The following is a 14,653-nucleotide window of genomic DNA, read 5'->3' as shown; positions in this document are numbered from 1 at the left end:
GAGTCACTCCTCGGCGTCGAGCGCCGCGATCACGTCCTCCGCCAGCGTCTCGAGCGCCGCCTGATCCCCCACCGAGGATCGGAGCGACAGCAGCCGGTCCCCGGACAGCACCGTGAGCGTCGACGCCGGATCGAGCGCGGCGTCCGCCGGCCGGAAGAACGCGGCCTCTCCGAGATCGCTGGCGAGCGCACCGGGCGTCGCGGCCTGCCGCGTCGACACCTCTGCGAGCGTCGCTTCCGTCGCGGTCTGCAGCAGCAGGGCCGAGGGGTTCCCCGCCATGGTCCAGGCGCAGCCGGCGGGCTGCTCTCCGGGTGTCGCGAATCCGCTCGGCAGCTCGAGCACGGACTCGATCGTCTCGACCGGCAGGACCGCCTCGCAGTCGAGGGTCTCGATCGTCGGGGACGGCACGACGGGCTCGGCGGTCTGCTGCGGCGCGACGGAGGCGCCCGGCTCCTGCGTCGCGATCGTCGGCTGCGACGACTCCGGGATGTCGACCGCACCGCCGGAGCAGCCCGCCAGAGCGAGCACCAGTGCGGCAGCGGGCAGCGCGAGACGCGGGGAGCGGATCATGACGGGTCCTCCGGCACGGGCTCGACGACCGGCAGGGTCCGGCGCATGCGCGTCAGGACGGCGCGCTCGGCGAGCGAGGAGTCCTCAGGATAGTCGACCTCGCGCAGGACGAGCCCCCGCGCCGGCATCACGGCGAAGGCGTTGGTGCGGGCGACGGCGTCGCGCAGCGGCTCGACGTCGCCCTCGGCGAGGCGTCCGTTCCCCACCGCGACGCACGCGCCCACGAGCGCGCGCACCATGCTGTGGCAGAAGGCGTCGGCCCTCAGGTGCGCGTGCAGCACTCCGTCGCGATCGCGCTCCCAGTCGAAGTCGAGCAGCGTGCGGATCGTCGTGGCGCCGACCCGCGCTCGGCAGAACGACGCGTAGTCGTGCAGCCCCAGGAGGGACTGCGCCGCACGGTTCATCGCGGCCTCGTCCACCGACTCCGTGATCCAGGTCGTGTACGCGCGCTCGAGCGGGTGGCGGAGGGAGGAGGCGTCGGCCAGGCGGTACTCGTAGCGCCGCCAGCGCGCCGAGAAGCGCGCGTCGAAGCCGTCGGGCGCTCGCGAGACGCGGTGCACGCTGAGGTCGGAGTACTGACCCAGGATCCCCCGGAGCCGCCGTTCCAGCACCGCCTCCTGCGGCAGGACGCCCTCCCCCGCGCGCCGCCCGCCGCTCAAGCGGGTCCACTGCTCCTCGGTGAGGTCCGCGTGCGCGACTTGGGCGCTCGCGTGCACCCCGACGTCCGTCCGACCCGCGACGGTGACGGTGGTGCGCTCGGGAGTCCGGAGCACCTTCGACAGCGCGTCCTCGAGCACCCCCTGCACCGTGCGGAGTCCGGGCTGGAGGGCCCAGCCCGAGAAGTGGGAGCCGTCGTAGGCCAGGTCGAGGCGGACGCGGTGAAGCACCCGACGAGTCTAGGTGCCGTGCCCCGATGAGGTCGGACGGCCCTCAGACCACCAGGCGGACGTCCACCGAGGCGAACACGGTCTGGGCCCACTGCACCACGACGGCGGAGTCGCCGACGTAGGAGACGATGCGCAGCTCATACCCGCCGGCGAGGACAGCGAGCTCGGACGGCTCGGTCCCGCCCTCGGGCGCAGTGCGTCGGTACGCCGCCTCCCCCAGAGGTACGGACACGGCTCCGACCGCCTCCCCCGCTCCGCGGAACGTCTCGAGGAGCCGGGCCGGCGTGAGCGTGACGACGACCGCCTCGGGGTTGCCCGCGATGGCGTAGGAGCAGCTCGAGCCGTCGTCCGCGAGGCCCGCTGCGCCGCTCGGCAGGCCGAGGTCCTGCTCGAGCCTCGACCCGGGCAGCACGACCGCGCAGTCCAGAGCAGGGCCGGCGGACGACGGCGTCGAATCCCGGGTGGCGATCGGAGTCGGAGTGAGCGTCGCTCCCGCTCCCGCCGTCGCGGGGACGTCGACGACCGGCTGCGAGGAGCATCCGGCGAGTCCGAGGACGCAGGCCAGGACGACCGGTGGCCAGAGGCGCGAGCGCACGGATCTCCTTCCGGACCTCCACCGGAGCGGCGGCGGCCGCGCCCTGTGGCGCGGTAGCGCCGAACCGGCGCGATCACGCCATCGTATGCGACGTTCCGCGCCACCAGCGGAGACGACGAGAGCCCCCCGTCCCGGAGGACGGAGGGCTCTCGCGGATCGCGCGGGACTACTTGGTCTCGCTGGTCTCCTCGACCGGGGCGTCCTCGACGGGAGCGTCCTGGGCGGTCGCGGCCTCCTCGGCCGGAGCGTCCTGGACGTCGGTCTCCTCGACGGGCGCGTCCTCGACGGGAGCCGCCACGGGCGCCGTCGCGGTGCGGGTCTTCTTCGCCTTCGGGGTCACGGGCTCGAGGACGAGCTCGATGACCGCCATGGGGGCGTTGTCGCCCTTGCGCGGGCCGATCTTCGTGATGCGGGTGTAGCCGCCCTCGCGCTCGGCGACGAGCGGAGCGATCTCGGTGAAGAGCTCGTGGACGACGGACTTGTCGCCGATCGTCGCGAGGACGCGACGACGGGCGTGCAGGTCGCCGCGCTTGGCGAACGTCACGAGACGCTCGGCGAGCGGACGCAGGCGCTTGGCCTTGGTCTCCGTCGTCTTGATGCTCTTGTGCGTGAACAGGGCCGCGGCCAGGTTCGCGAGGAGCAGACGCTCGTGTGCGGGACCGCCTCCGAGGCGGGGGCCCTTGGTGGGCTTGGGCATGGGTTTACTCCAGTACTAAAGGGGTGTCAGCAGGTCGGTCGCGAAGAGCCGCAGGCTCCGGAAGCGGAGACCTAGATGCTCTCGTCGTCGTAGCTGTAGAAGTGGGCGCCGTCGAACCCGGGGACCGAGTCCTTGAGCGACAGGCCGAGCTCCGTCAGCTTCTCCTTGACCTCATCCACCGACTTCTGACCGAAGTTGCGGATGTTCATGAGCTGCGTCTCCGAGAGGGCGACGAGCTCATTGACGTTGTTGATGCCCTCGCGCTTCAGGCAGTTGTAGCTGCGCACCGAGAGGTCGAGGTCCTCGATGGGCATCGACAGCTCGGTCGAGAGGACGGCGTCGACCGGCGCGGGGCCGATCTCGATGCCCTCGGCCGCGTTGTTCAGCTCGCGGGCGAGTCCGAACAGCTCGGTCAGCGTGCGACCGGCGGAGGCGATCGCGTCGCGCGGCGTGATGGCCGGCTTGCTCTCGACGTCCACGACCAGGCGGTCGAAGTCGGTGCGCTCGCCGGCACGGGTGGCCTCGACGCGGTAGGTGACCTTGAGCACGGGCGAGTAGATCGAGTCGACCGGGATCTGGCCGGCCTCGGAGAACTCGCTGCGGTTCTGGGTCGCCGAGACGTAGCCGCGGCCGCGCTCGATCGTGAGCTCCAGCTCGAACTTCGCCTTGTCGTTCAGCGTGGCGATGACGAGCTCCGGGTTGTGGATCTCGACACCGGCCGGAGCCGAGATGTCGGCGGCGGTGACCTGGCCGGCGCCCTGCTTGCGCAGGTAGGCGGTGATCGGCTCGTCGTGCTCCGAGGAGACGACCAGGCCCTTGATGTTCAGGATGATCTCGGTGACGTCCTCGCGGACGCCCGGGACCGTCGTGAACTCGTGCAGGACTCCGTCGATCCGGATGCTGGTGACAGCGGCGCCCGGGATGGAGGACAGCAGGGTGCGACGCAGCGAGTTGCCGAGCGTGTAGCCGAAGCCGGGCTCGAGGGGCTCGATGACGAAGCGGGAACGGAACTCCGAGATGTTCTCCTCGGTGAGCGTCGGACGCTGTGCGATAAGCACTGTTGATTCCTTTCGATCACGTGTCCGCTATATGACACGTGCGTTTGCGAGGTATGAAGTTGTGAAAGAAATGCGCGATCCGCCGGTCGACCGGCCCCCGCCGCGGAGGACGGGGCCGGCCGACCGGCGGCTGCGAGTGCTGGTGCTAGACGCGACGGCGCTTGGGCGGGCGGCACCCGTTGTGCGCCTGGGGCGTGACGTCGTTGATCGAGCCGACCTCGAGGCCTGCGGCCTGGAGGGAGCGGATCGCCGTCTCGCGACCCGAGCCCGGGCCCTTCACGAAGACGTCGACCTTCTTCATGCCGTGCTCCTGAGCCTGGCGCGCGGCCGACTCGGCGGCGAGCTGAGCGGCGAACGGCGTCGACTTGCGCGAGCCCTTGAAGCCGACTCCACCGGACGAGGCCCAGCTGATGACGGCCCCGGAGGGGTCGGTGATCGAGACGATCGTGTTGTTGAACGTCGACTTGATGTGGGCCTGGCCCACGGCGATGTTCTTCTTCTCCTTGCGGCGCGGCTTACGAGCGGCCGACTTGGGGGTAGCCAATGTGTATCTCCTCTAGGTCCGTGTCGCCCGCGTTACTTGCGGCCGGCCTTCTTCTTGCCGGCGACGGTGCGCTTCGGGCCCTTGCGGGTGCGCGCGTTCGTCTTGGTGCGCTGTCCACGGACCGGGAGGCCGCGACGGTGGCGGAGGCCCTCGTACGAGCCGATCTCGACCTTGCGGCGGATGTCGGCGGCGACCTCGCGGCGGAGGTCTCCCTCCACCTTGTAGTTGCCCTCGATGTGGTCGCGGAGGGCGACGAGCTGGTCGTCGCTGAGGTCCTTGACGCGGATGTTGCCGTCGATCCCGGTGTCGCTGAGGGTCGCGAGCGCCCGAGTGCGGCCGACACCGTAGATGTAGGTCAGTGCGACCTCCACGCGCTTCTCGCGCGGGATGTCTACTCCTGCCAGACGTGCCATTGTGGCTTCTCCTGTTGAGTGAGTGGAGGTGTGATGCAACGTCGGTGCCCCGGCCTCCACCGGGGGTGTCCTCGCCGTTCATCCGCCGCCGGAGCGGGGATGCAGCGCGATTGGTGACGTTGCGGTTCTGTGGTTCTGTCGTGGGGCGGCGGACCGCCCCGGCGCTCCCTGCCGGGAGCAGCGGTCGGGACTAGCCCTGGCGCTGCTTGTGGCGGGGGTTGCTGCTGCAGATGACCATCACGTTGCCGTGGCGGCGGATGATCTTGCAGTGGTCGCAGATGCGCTTGACGCTGGGGTTGACCTTCATGGTTCTGTTCCTTGATTTCGCTGGCGTCGTGCTCCCGGCGGATGCCGGGGCCGTTCCTTACAGGACACGCACGTCGCGAACGGAGCGGGGCGAACGCCTACTTGTAGCGGTAGACGATCCGGCCGCGGGTCAGGTCGTAAGGGCTCAGCTCCACGATCACGCGGTCCTCGGGGAGGATCCGGATGTAGTGCTGACGCATCTTGCCCGAGATGTGGGCGAGAACTTTGTGTCCGTTGGTCAGCTCCACGCGGAACATCGCGTTGGGGAGCGCCTCGACAACCGCACCTTCGATTTCGATGACACCGTCTTTTTTGGCCATAGCCTCACTGTCGTTCGGAAGTAGTGTGTGTACTGGTCGTGCGAATGTTTCCGCGACGAACCTCCCCCGGGCGAGTGCCCGGGATGCGGTGTGCGGGCGTGCCGGAGCACGCGCAAAACACCAAGGGTCGATGCTACGCGATTCCGGCCTCCTCCGCCACCTCGGGCGTGTCGCGGCCTCCCTCCTCCGGACGCCCACCGGTACGCGCCTCAGCCGGACTCCGCCGGCCCGCCGCCTAGGCTGACTGCAGTCGAGCGGAGGGAGCGCGGATGGCGCGCAATCGGGAGTCGTCGGAGCACGAGCGGCGACGCTGGTACTCGCATCCCCTGGTGACGGTGCTGGGCGCGATCGTCGTCATCGCGCTGGTCCAGACCTTCTTCGTGAAGGTGTACACCGTGCCGACCGGCTCGATGGAGCGCACCCTGCAGGGCGGGGGCTTCTGGGGCGACCGGATCCTGGTGGACCGCACGGCGGCACTGCAGGGCGATCCGACGACCGGCCGCATCGTCGTCTTCTCGCGCGACGAGGAGTGGGGTGCCACCGACACCGTCGGGAGCCCGCTCTCCGAGGCGGTGAAGTACTTCGGCGACGTGACCAGCATCGGCCCGTCGCACGAGGAGTTCCTCGTGAAGCGCGTGATCGCCACCGGTGGGCAGACCGTGTCCTGCTGCGACGCCGAGGGGCGCGTGCTGGTCGACGGGGAACCGCTCGACGAGGACTACGTGTTCGAGGACTTCCCGTTCGGGGACGGCGCGACCTGCACGACCGAGATCCGGTCGACGCGGTGCTTCGACGAGTACACGGTGCCCGAGGGGACGCTCTTCGTCCTGGGCGACCACCGGTCGAACTCGAACGACTCCCTGGGGCTGTGCCGCGGCGCACTCGGGCCGATCGACTCGTGCGTGAAGACGGTGCCCGTGGAGCGGGTCGTCGGGCGCGTGTTCGCGGTCGCGTGGCCGCTCACCCGCTGGCGCCTCTTCTGACCCTCGGGCCCGAACGGACGAGATCCCCCGCCGTGGCAGGGGATCTCGTCGCGGGTGCGGCACTCGCGGAGTCCCGGCGGAAGCACGCTAGGCGCGCACGACCTCGACCAGCTGCGGGAACAGCGGGTGCTCGGGAGCGAGCCCGGTCACGTCGGCGACGAACTCCTCCGGCGACAGCGACGCGAGCTTCTCGCGCAGCTCGACGCTCTGCGGATCCTCCGGCACGTCGAAGCGCAGTGCGGCTCCGACGGCGGTGAGCAGTCCCGACGGGACGAGCCCGCGCTCGGCGAGCTCGGCGGCCGGGCCGATGAAGCGCTCGTGCCTCGAGAGCTTGCGCAGCGGCTGGCGGCCGACCCGGTCGACGGTGTCGGTCAGGTACGGGTTGCCGAAGCGCTTGAGCGTCTTCTCGAGGTAGGCCTGCTGCTCCTCGTCGCTGAAGCCGTGCTTCGCGACGATGAGCCTCTTCGTGTCCTCCAGCGCCGCCTTCACCGCGTCGTGCACCGCCGGGATCGCGAGCGCGTCCGAGAGCTTGTGCGCTCCGGCGGCGAAGCCGACGTAGGCCGCCGTCGCGTGCCCGGTGTTGACGGTGAAGAGCTTGCGCTCGATGAAGGGCTCGAGGTCGTCGACGTACGTCGCGCCCGGGAGCTCCGGCTCGCCGCCCTCGAAGGGCGTGCGGTCGATGACCCACTCGAAGAAGCTCTCGACGGTGACGTCCAGGCCCTGCCCCGGCTCCTGGTTCGGCACGATGCGGTCGACGGCCGTATCGGCGAAGACCGCGCGGGAGCGCAGCGTCTCCCACTCGTCCGCGCCGAGGTTCGCGGCGACCTCGGTCTGCAGCAGACGGGTCGCGTTGATCGCGTTCTCGCAGGCCATCACGCTCAGCCGCGGTGCCGACTCCGCTCGGGCGGCCAGGCCCTTGGCGATCACCGGAGCGACGAAGCGCAGGATGTTCGGGCCGACCGCCGTGGTGACGACATCGGCCGTCGCGATCTCGCGCACGAGCGCCTCCTCGTCGGAGGCCGAGTTGATCGCGCGGAAGCGGTCGACCACGTGCGTGACCGACTCCTCCCCCACCTCGTGCACCTCGTAGCTGTCCGCGGCGGCGAGCTGGTCGATCAGAGCGGCGTTGACGTCGGCGAAGACGATCTCGTAGCCGGCCCCGTGCAGGATCAGCCCGACGAAGCCGCGGCCGATGTTGCCGGCGCCGAAGTGGACGGCCTTGGGCATCAGGAGTTGACCTCCCCGAGGAGCCCGTAGAGCGCCTGCGCGTCGGGGGCGTCGAGGAGCTTCTGCACCTCGTCCTCCTCCGAGAAGATGATGGCGATCTTGGAGAGGATCTCGAGGTGCTCGTTGTTCACTCCGGCGATGCCGACGACGAAGCGCACCTCGTTGCCGTCCCAGTCGATCGGCTGGCCGTAGCGGACGAACGACAGCGCGGAGGAGCGGATCTCGTCCTTCGCGTCGTTGGTGCCGTGCGGGATCGCGAGCAGGTTGCCCATGTAGGTGGAGACGGTCGCCTCGCGGGCGAGCATGGCCTCGTGGTAGGCGGGCGTCACCGCGCCGACTCCCACGAGCATGTCGGCGGCCTCCTTGATGGCGGCCTCCTTCGTGGTGGCGGTGCCGGAGGCGTTGATCTGTCCGATGGTGAGCACTTCGCTCATGGCTTCAGTCCTTCCGATGGTGGGAACAGGCGAGGGAGCCCGCGGGGGCGAGCGGAGCGTGTCCGCCTCGTCGCACCCTACGGGCTCCCTCGTCGTGCTTACTGGATGGCCGCTCGGGCTACTGGCCGTGCTGCTCGCGGACCAGGGAGACGACCTCGTCGTACTTCGGGCTGTTCATGAAGTTGTCGACGGAGACGTGGATCGCGCCGGGCGTGCGCTGGCGGGCGCGCTCGGTCAGCTCGGCCTGGGTGATGACCAGGTCGACGTCGTCCTCGAGGGCCGCGATCGCCTTGTTGGTGACCGTGACGTCCTCGAAGCCCGCCTTCTTCATCTTGTTGCGCAGGACGGAGGCGCCCATGGCGGACGATCCCATCCCGGCATCGCAGGCGAACACGATGTTGCGGACCTGGGTCGCGGTGGCCGTGGCTCCCGCGACCGAGGCGCCGCTGGAGTCCTGCGGGGTGTTGGCTCCGCCGGCGTTGATGAGCGAGCCGACGGCGCTGTCCTTGCCCTTGTTGGCCTGGTTCGCGGCGACGGCGGCGGCGAGCTTGTCGTCGCCCTCCTGCGCTGCGGCGAGGTCGCTCTTGCGGCCGGCCCGGATGATCACCGAGGCGACGGCGAACGAGACGGCGGCCGCGAGGATGACCGACAGGATCACGCCGATGAAGCTGTCGTTCGCGGTCTGCAGGAGCACCGCGATGATCGAGCCGGGCGACGCCGGGGCGCGAAGGCCCGAGTTGAAGGCGACGTTGGTGGCGACACCGGTCGCGCCGCCGAGGATGACGGCGGCGAGGAGGGCCGGCTTCATCAGCACGTACGGGAAGTAGATCTCGTGGATGCCGCCGATGAAGTGGATGACCGCGGCGCCGGGAGCGGAGGCGCGGGCGGCGCCGACTCCGAAGATCGCGAAGGCGAGGAGCACGCCCAGGCCGGGGCCGGGGTTCGCCTCGAGGAGGAAGAGGAAGGACTTGCCGGTCTCCTCCGCCTGCTGCACGCCGAGCGGGGTGAGCACGCCGTGGTTGATCGCGTTGTTGAGGAACAGGATCTTGGCGGGCTCGATGAAGAGGCTCGTCAGCGGGAGCAGGCCCGCGCCGACCAGCCACTCGACTCCGGCGCCGAGGATCGCCGAGAGGCCCTCGACGAGCGGAGCGACACCGGCGAACGCGACGAGCGCCAGCAGGAGGCCGAGGATCCCGGCCGAGAAGTTGTTGACGAGCATCTCGAAGCCGGGCTTGATCTTGCCGTCCCAGATCGCGTCGACCTTCTTCATGAGCCATGCCGAGAGCGGGCCCATGATCATGGCGCCGATGAACATCGGGATGCCGGCGCCGACGATGACGCCCATGGTCGCGATCGTGCCGACCACGCCGCCGCGCGCGCCGTAGACCATGCGGCCACCGGTGTTCGCGATGAGCAGCGGGAGGAGGTACGTGATCATCGGGCCGACGAGGCCGGTGTTCACGACGTCGGGGTCGCTGCTCCAGCCGCCGAACTGCTGGACCCAGGTGGCGTCGACACCGAGCAGCGGCAGCCACCCGGTCTCGATGAAGAGCGCCGTGATGAAGCCCCAGGCGATGAAGGCCGCGATGTTCGGCATGACCATCCCCGAGAGGAAGGTGCCGAAACGCTGGACGTGGACGCGCGCTCCACCGCGCGTCGACGTCGCTGACGTCGTTGTCATGTGGTGTTCTCCGATTCTTGGTGCGGGGTCCCGGTCGTTCCTGAGGCGGCCGGGTCCCTGCGGGCGGGTCGTGATGAGGGGGTGGTGCGAGGGGAAGGTGGTGCGTGGCGGGCGGCCCGGAGGCCGGGGATCAGGAGGCGGCGATCGCCTCGGTGACGGCGGACCGCGCCGCGGCGGCGCTGTCCGTCGCGAGGGCGAGTTCCGCGAACCGCTTCGCGTCCTCGAGGGTGTGCTCGGCCAGCTCGGCCCGCACGTCGGCGAGGGCCGACGGCGACATCGAGAGGGTCGTCGCGCCGAGGCCCACGAGGACCACGGCGAGCAGGGGGTCGGCGGCGGCCTCGCCGCAGATGCCGACGGGCTTGCCCAGTGCGGCTCCCGCGCGCCCGACCTCGCCGACGAGGCGGAGGACGGCCGGGTGCCACGGATCCTGGTAGGCCGAGACGGTGCCCAGCATCCGGTCGGCGGCCAGCGTGTACTGGGTGAGGTCGTTCGTCCCGATGGAGGCGAAGTCCGCGACTCCGAGGATCCGATCGGCGAGCAGGGCGGAGGAGGGGACCTCCACCATCACGCCCGCGGTGCGGATGCCGAGCTCCCGCGCCATCGAGGTGAAGTAGCGCGTCTCGTCGACGGTCGCGACCATCGGCGCCATGACCCAGAGGTCGGCGTCCGTCGCGGCGTCGGCCTGCGCGAGGGCGGTGAGCTGGTCGCGGAGGATCTGCTCGCTGGCACGGAGCGCGCGCAGTCCGCGGAGTCCCAGGGCGGGGTTCTCCTCGTGGTCGTCGTTGAGGAAGCTCAGCGGCTTGTCGGCGCCGGCGTCCAGCGCGCGGACGACGACCTTCTTGCCGGGGAACGCGGCGAGGAGGCGGGTGTACTGCTCGGCCTGGTCGGCGACGGTCGGCGCCTCCTTCGCGTCGAGGAAGAGGAACTCGGTGCGGAACAGGCCCACGCCCTCCGCGCCGAGCTCGACCGCTCCCTGCGCGCCGTCGGCCGAGCCGAGGTTGGCGAGCAGCGGCACGGCGTGGCCGTCGGCCAGCGCGCCGGGGACGACGGGAGCGGCGAGACGCTCGGCGCGCTCCGTGATCGCGGCCTTCGCCTCGGTGATCTCAGCGTCCGAGGGGTTCACCGTGACGACGCCGGTCGTCGCGTCGAGGATCACGAGCTGTCCGTCGCGGAGATCGAGTGCGCCGGTGGTGCCCACGATGGCGGTGATCGACTTCTCGCGGGCGAGGATCGCGGTGTGCGACGTGGGGCCTCCGTCGCTCGTGACGAGTCCGAGGACCTTGTCGAGATCCAGCAGAGCGGTGTCGGCCGGCGCGAGGTCGCGGGCGACGAGCACGAAGGGCTCGTCCGACTCGGGCACGCCGGGGGCGGCCACTCCGCGCAGGTGCGCCACGACGCGCTGCGAGACGTCGTCGAGGTCGGTCGCGCGCTCGGCCATGTAGCCGCCCATCGCGACGAGCAGATCGCGGAAGCCCGCGAACGCCTCGTGCACTGCGCGCTCCGCGGTCTTGCCGTTGGCGATGCGCGCCTTCACGTCGTCGGCGAGCGACGGGTCCTCCGCCATCAGCGCCTGCGCGTCCAGCACGTCCTTGGCCGACCCGCCGGCGCGCTCACCGCGGTGGCGGATGGTCGCAGCGGTCGCGGACAGCGACGACACGGCGCGCTCCTCCTCCTGCACCGGCGTGCGAGTGCTCGCGACGTCCTCCGGCTCGGGCAGCGGCTCGGGCATGCGCAGGACCGGCCCGAGGGCGAGCCCGCGGCCGACTCCGGTGCCCTGGAGCTTCGCGGAGGCGTAGGCGGTGTGGGGAGTGGACAGCGTCATGAGTGCTCGGTTCCTGTCGTGCTCTCGTCGGTGAGAGAGCGGGGGTGATCGAGTGGGGTGCTGGCGGGGATCTAGGCGTCGTGGTCCGTGGTCAGGAACTCCGCCAGCTCGTCGAGGACGGCCTGCTCGTTGTCGCCCTCGACCGTGAGGGTCAGGTCGTCGCCGTGCTCGATGCCGAGGGAGATGATCCCGAGGATCGACGCGGCGTTGACCGCGGTCGCGTCGCCCTTCTTGACGAGGACCTTCTGCCCCGACTTCGCCGCGGCCTGGCTGAAGAGCGAGGCGGGGCGGGCGTGGAGGCCCTTCGACGATGCGACCTGAACAGTGCGCTCGACCATGAACGTTTCTCCTTGGGATCTGCAGCGGTGGCTGCGTCAGTGGTGGCCGGCGTCGGGCTCGGTGCCCGGTGCCGGTCGGACGGAGGGATCCCCGTCCGCCCCCGCCCCGACCGCGCGAGCGGCGAAGAGGATCGGGAGGGTGTCGAGCACGGTGTCGGCACCGTGCACTCCGAAGACGTCGTGCGGGAGGAGGGCGGCCGCGGCTCCGACTCGCTCCGCACGCCGGCGGAGTCCATCGAACTGCGACTCGAGGTGCGGACCCACCAGGAGGACGTCGGCCTCCGGGAGGGAGTCCGCGAGACCGGTGAGGGTCTCCGACCGGAACGAGGCGTCCATGCCGCGCTCCTTCGCGCCCGCTCGCAAGCGGTGCGCCAGGAACGTGCTCGACGCTCCCGCACCGCAGACGATCAGGATCTTCCGCACGTGATCCGCCTCCTCGCGCCCGTGTCGTACTTCAGTGAATCATCCCCGTCCGGGGGCGGAGGGCTCCAGCAGAGAATCTTCCGCGGGGCCGGAAGAGCGCTTCCATGGCGTCGGCGCGGGGATTTCCCGGGCCGCCCCGCAGATGGTTGACTGCGAGGACCGACGACTCGCCGACTTCGCGACGAGCGGGCCCGCGGCGGGGCGGGAGCGCTCTCCGAGATCCCCCTTCGCGCCTGGAGCCCCCTGGATGCCTGACAACCGCGAACGCCTGCTGGAGTACCTCTCCCGCGCGGACGGCTGGGTGACGGCGCACGAGCTCGCCGACCGGCTGGGAGTGACGACCCGCAGCGTCCGCAGCTACGTCACCGCCGTCAAGACGCAGGCCGCGCCGCTCGAGCCGGTCGAGTCCTCCGCGAACGGCTACCGCCTCGCCCGCGACGTCTACGCCGCGTTCCTGGAGGCGCAGCGCAGCCGGGACACGGAGCCCGACACCCCCCGCGACCGGCTCTACGCCGTGGTCCGGCGGCTCGTCGACTCCGACGACGGGCTCGACCTGTTCGCCCTCGCCGACGACCTCTCGGTCAGCGAGTCGACGGTCGAGGCGGACCTCCGCCGGGTGAAGACGCTGGCCGACGAGGCCGGGCTCGCCCTCGCCCGCAGCGGTTCCTCCGTCCGACTGGAGGGCAGCGAGGAGGCCCGGCGCCGCCTCATCTCGCGGATGTTCCGCGACGAGAGCGCCCAGGGCGTCTTCACCCTCGACGACGTCCAGCGCGAGTTCGCCTCCCCCGGCCTCGGCGCGTTCAAGACCGAGCTGCTCGCGGCGCTCGAGGAGCGCGGCTACTACATCAACGACTACGGCGTGAACAGCGTGCTGCTGCACATCGCGATCGCGGTCGACCGGGTCTCCCGCGGCATCGGGGACGCCTCCGGTTCCCGCCCCTCCCCCGGTCGGCACGGAGAGCTGGCGGCACTCCTCGCCGACCTCGTCGAGCGCCACTTCGCCACGCGGCTGACCGACGCGGAGCTCGCGCAGCTCGCGATCCTGATGACCACCCGCGTGGCGACGCCCGGCCAGAACGAGCCGGTGGCCGCCGTCGTCGAGAACTACGTCGACCCCGAGGACCTCGCGGTCGTCCGCGCGCTCGTCGCCGACGTCAACCGCGAGTACCTCGTCGACCTCGACGACGAGGGCTTCATCGTGCGCCTGGCCCTGCACGTGCGGAACCTGATCGCCCGCGCGTCCGAGGGCGGGTACTCCCGCAACCCGCTGACCCGCTCGATCAAGACCAGCTTCCCGATGACGTACGAGATCGCCGTCTTCCTCGCCTCGGGGCTGCAGCGCCGCCGCGGGATCCTCGTGAACGAGGACGAGATCGCCTACATCGCTCTGCACGTCGGCTCGTTCCTCGAGCGGGTGTCTCGGCGCGAGGAACGGCTGTCCTGCGTCATCGTCTGCCCCAATTACTACGACCTCGCGCACATGCTGCGGCTCCGGGTCGAGCGCTCCCTCGGCACCGAGGTGGAGGTGCGATCCCTGATCACCCGGAGCGACGTCGACTGGGACCGACTGACCGCCGATCTCGTGATCACGACGATCGACGAGCGCCCCTACGCCGACGACGTCGTCGTGGTGCAGCCGTTCCTCACCGATCACGATGTGGAGGCGGTGCGCCGCGCGATCGCGGGCGTCCGGCGTCATCGCCGTCGGGCGCAGATCAAGGACGAGCTGCTGCAGTTCTTCGACGAGTCGCTCTTCTTCCGCAATCTCCACGCGCGCGACGAGTCGGCGATGATCCGCCTCCTGGGCGAGCGGATGACCGAGCAGGGCATCATCGACGACGCCTACGTCGAGGGCGCGATCGAGCGCGAGCGGATGAGCTCCACGGCTTTCACCGACAACCTCGCCGTGCCGCACGCCATGGCGATGAGCGCGCGGCGCACCTCGATCGCCATCGTCGTCAACGACGTGCCCATGCAGTGGGGCGAGCAGCGGGTGAACGTCATCGCCATGATCGCGTTCGCGTCGGCCGGCCGCAGCACCTTCCAGTCGGTCTTCGACCAGTTCGTCGAGGTCTTCTCGGAGCGGGCGGAGGTGCAGCGGCTCATCCGCCGCTCCACCGACTTCGGCGCGTTCATCGAGGAACTGGTGAGGGTGTTCGACAGCTAGCTGTCGAACACCCTCACCAGGTCCTCCAAGGCGGCAGCCGGGCGGTCCAGTGGACCGCCCTCGCCGCGGAAGACCGCGCTCCGTGACAGCGACCCTCAATGGGTCGCACCGGCATCCTCAGAAAGCCGCGGGCGAGGCGAGGCCCTGTACGCCGTTGCGCGGCCACTCGGCCACCGGCTCGTGCCCTG

The 14,653-nt window shown here is 70.6% G+C and carries 17 protein-coding genes; 2 read left to right on the top strand and 15 right to left on the bottom strand.

The window, feature by feature from the left end; genetic code table 11:
• Positions 1–3: 3 nt before the first annotated feature.
• From C1I63_RS09530 to infA, 9 genes are all read right to left on the bottom strand, one after another.
• A complete protein-coding gene (locus C1I63_RS09530; protein ID WP_107574617.1) occupies positions 4–570 on the bottom strand; it encodes a hypothetical protein in 567 nt (188 codons plus the stop codon).
• Positions 567–1,457 carry a tRNA pseudouridine synthase A gene (locus C1I63_RS09525; protein ID WP_107574616.1) on the bottom strand — a complete coding sequence of 297 codons (891 nt, stop codon included), beginning with the start codon at positions 1,455–1,457 and terminating at the stop codon, positions 567–569. The genes C1I63_RS09530 and C1I63_RS09525 overlap by 4 nt, the downstream gene beginning before the upstream one ends.
• 43 nt (positions 1,458–1,500) lie before the next feature.
• Positions 1,501–2,052 carry a hypothetical protein gene (locus C1I63_RS09520; RefSeq protein ID WP_107574615.1) on the bottom strand — a complete coding sequence of 184 codons (552 nt, stop codon included), beginning with the start codon at positions 2,050–2,052 and terminating at the stop codon, positions 1,501–1,503.
• Positions 2,053–2,218: 166 nt separating this feature from the next.
• Complete coding sequence (gene rplQ, locus C1I63_RS09515) at positions 2,219–2,749, bottom strand: 50S ribosomal protein L17 (RefSeq protein WP_107574614.1); 531 nt, start codon at positions 2,747–2,749, stop codon at positions 2,219–2,221.
• Between the two features lie 71 nt (positions 2,750–2,820).
• A complete protein-coding gene (locus C1I63_RS09510) occupies positions 2,821–3,807 on the bottom strand; it encodes a DNA-directed RNA polymerase subunit alpha (protein WP_055787173.1) in 987 nt (328 codons plus the stop codon).
• 145 nt (positions 3,808–3,952) lie between these two features.
• Positions 3,953–4,351 (bottom strand): 30S ribosomal protein S11, encoded by a 399-nt coding sequence (rpsK, locus tag C1I63_RS09505; RefSeq protein ID WP_055787170.1) that lies wholly within the window; start codon positions 4,349–4,351, stop codon positions 3,953–3,955.
• Positions 4,352–4,383: 32 nt separating this feature from the next.
• Positions 4,384–4,764, bottom strand: coding sequence for a 30S ribosomal protein S13 (gene rpsM, locus C1I63_RS09500; protein WP_055787167.1), 381 nt, complete (start codon positions 4,762–4,764; stop codon positions 4,384–4,386).
• 190 nt (positions 4,765–4,954) lie between these two features.
• Entirely contained in the window at positions 4,955–5,071 is a 117-nt protein-coding gene (gene rpmJ / locus C1I63_RS09495) for a 50S ribosomal protein L36 (protein ID WP_055787164.1), read from the bottom strand.
• A 97-nt stretch (positions 5,072–5,168) separates the two neighbouring features.
• Entirely contained in the window at positions 5,169–5,390 is a 222-nt protein-coding gene (gene infA, locus C1I63_RS09490; protein WP_022883252.1) for a translation initiation factor IF-1, read from the bottom strand.
• Positions 5,391–5,659: 269 nt separating this feature from the next.
• Between infA and lepB the strand changes: the two genes are divergently transcribed.
• Positions 5,660–6,373 carry a signal peptidase I gene (lepB, locus tag C1I63_RS09485; protein ID WP_107574613.1) on the top strand — a complete coding sequence of 238 codons (714 nt, stop codon included), beginning with the start codon at positions 5,660–5,662 and terminating at the stop codon, positions 6,371–6,373.
• Positions 6,374–6,460: 87 nt separating this feature from the next.
• Here the strand turns inward: lepB and C1I63_RS09480 are convergent, their stop codons facing one another.
• From C1I63_RS09480 to C1I63_RS09455, 6 genes are all read right to left on the bottom strand, one after another.
• Entirely contained in the window at positions 6,461–7,600 is a 1,140-nt protein-coding gene (locus tag C1I63_RS09480) for a mannitol-1-phosphate 5-dehydrogenase (protein ID WP_107574612.1), read from the bottom strand.
• Entirely contained in the window at positions 7,600–8,034 is a 435-nt protein-coding gene (locus C1I63_RS09475; RefSeq protein WP_055787145.1) for a PTS mannitol transporter subunit IIA, read from the bottom strand. Before C1I63_RS09475 ends, C1I63_RS09480 begins: the two co-directional genes overlap by 1 nt.
• A gap of 118 nt (positions 8,035–8,152) precedes the next feature.
• Positions 8,153–9,715: a PTS mannitol transporter subunit IIBC gene (locus tag C1I63_RS09470; protein WP_055787142.1), complete on the bottom strand. Its 1,563-nt coding sequence runs from the start codon at positions 9,713–9,715 to the stop codon at positions 8,153–8,155.
• A 130-nt stretch (positions 9,716–9,845) separates the two neighbouring features.
• Entirely contained in the window at positions 9,846–11,537 is a 1,692-nt protein-coding gene (gene ptsP / locus C1I63_RS09465) for a phosphoenolpyruvate--protein phosphotransferase (RefSeq protein ID WP_107574611.1), read from the bottom strand.
• A gap of 71 nt (positions 11,538–11,608) precedes the next feature.
• Complete coding sequence (locus C1I63_RS09460; RefSeq protein WP_107574610.1) at positions 11,609–11,875, bottom strand: HPr family phosphocarrier protein; 267 nt, start codon at positions 11,873–11,875, stop codon at positions 11,609–11,611.
• Between the two features lie 36 nt (positions 11,876–11,911).
• Positions 11,912–12,298, bottom strand: a complete 387-nt coding sequence (locus tag C1I63_RS09455; RefSeq protein ID WP_107574609.1) for a PTS sugar transporter subunit IIB — start codon at positions 12,296–12,298, stop codon at positions 11,912–11,914.
• Positions 12,299–12,545: 247 nt separating this feature from the next.
• Here C1I63_RS09455 and C1I63_RS09450 point away from each other — a divergent pair, with 247 nt between their 5' ends.
• Positions 12,546–14,465 (top strand): BglG family transcription antiterminator, encoded by a 1,920-nt coding sequence (locus C1I63_RS09450; protein WP_055787131.1) that lies wholly within the window; start codon positions 12,546–12,548, stop codon positions 14,463–14,465.
• Positions 14,466–14,653 lie beyond the last annotated feature (188 nt).

The sequence above is a fragment of the Rathayibacter caricis DSM 15933 genome (assembly GCF_003044275.1).
Taxonomy (GTDB): Bacteria; Actinomycetota; Actinomycetes; order Actinomycetales; family Microbacteriaceae; genus Rathayibacter; species Rathayibacter caricis.
The sequence above is the reverse complement of the archived record's forward strand: the minus strand, read 5'-3'. Positions and strand labels throughout refer to the sequence as shown.

Coding starts and splice junctions, on each gene's coding strand:
- C1I63_RS09530 (WP_107574617.1), bottom strand. CDS start 570: ATGATCCGCTCCCCGCGTCTCGCGCTGCCCGCTGCCGCACTGGTGCTC.
- rplQ (WP_107574614.1), bottom strand. CDS start 2,749: ATGCCCAAGCCCACCAAGGGCCCCCGCCTCGGAGGCGGTCCCGCACAC.
- rpsM (WP_055787167.1), bottom strand. CDS start 4,764: ATGGCACGTCTGGCAGGAGTAGACATCCCGCGCGAGAAGCGCGTGGAG.
- rpmJ (WP_055787164.1), bottom strand. CDS start 5,071: ATGAAGGTCAACCCCAGCGTCAAGCGCATCTGCGACCACTGCAAGATC.
- infA (WP_022883252.1), bottom strand. CDS start 5,390: ATGGCCAAAAAAGACGGTGTCATCGAAATCGAAGGTGCGGTTGTCGAG.
- lepB (WP_107574613.1), top strand. CDS start 5,660: ATGGCGCGCAATCGGGAGTCGTCGGAGCACGAGCGGCGACGCTGGTAC.
- C1I63_RS09480 (WP_107574612.1), bottom strand. CDS start 7,600: ATGCCCAAGGCCGTCCACTTCGGCGCCGGCAACATCGGCCGCGGCTTC.
- C1I63_RS09475 (WP_055787145.1), bottom strand. CDS start 8,034: ATGAGCGAAGTGCTCACCATCGGACAGATCAACGCCTCCGGCACCGCC.
- C1I63_RS09470 (WP_055787142.1), bottom strand. CDS start 9,715: ATGACAACGACGTCAGCGACGTCGACGCGCGGTGGAGCGCGCGTCCAC.
- ptsP (WP_107574611.1), bottom strand. CDS start 11,537: ATGACGCTGTCCACTCCCCACACCGCCTACGCCTCCGCGAAGCTCCAG.
- C1I63_RS09460 (WP_107574610.1), bottom strand. CDS start 11,875: ATGGTCGAGCGCACTGTTCAGGTCGCATCGTCGAAGGGCCTCCACGCC.
- C1I63_RS09450 (WP_055787131.1), top strand. CDS start 12,546: ATGCCTGACAACCGCGAACGCCTGCTGGAGTACCTCTCCCGCGCGGAC.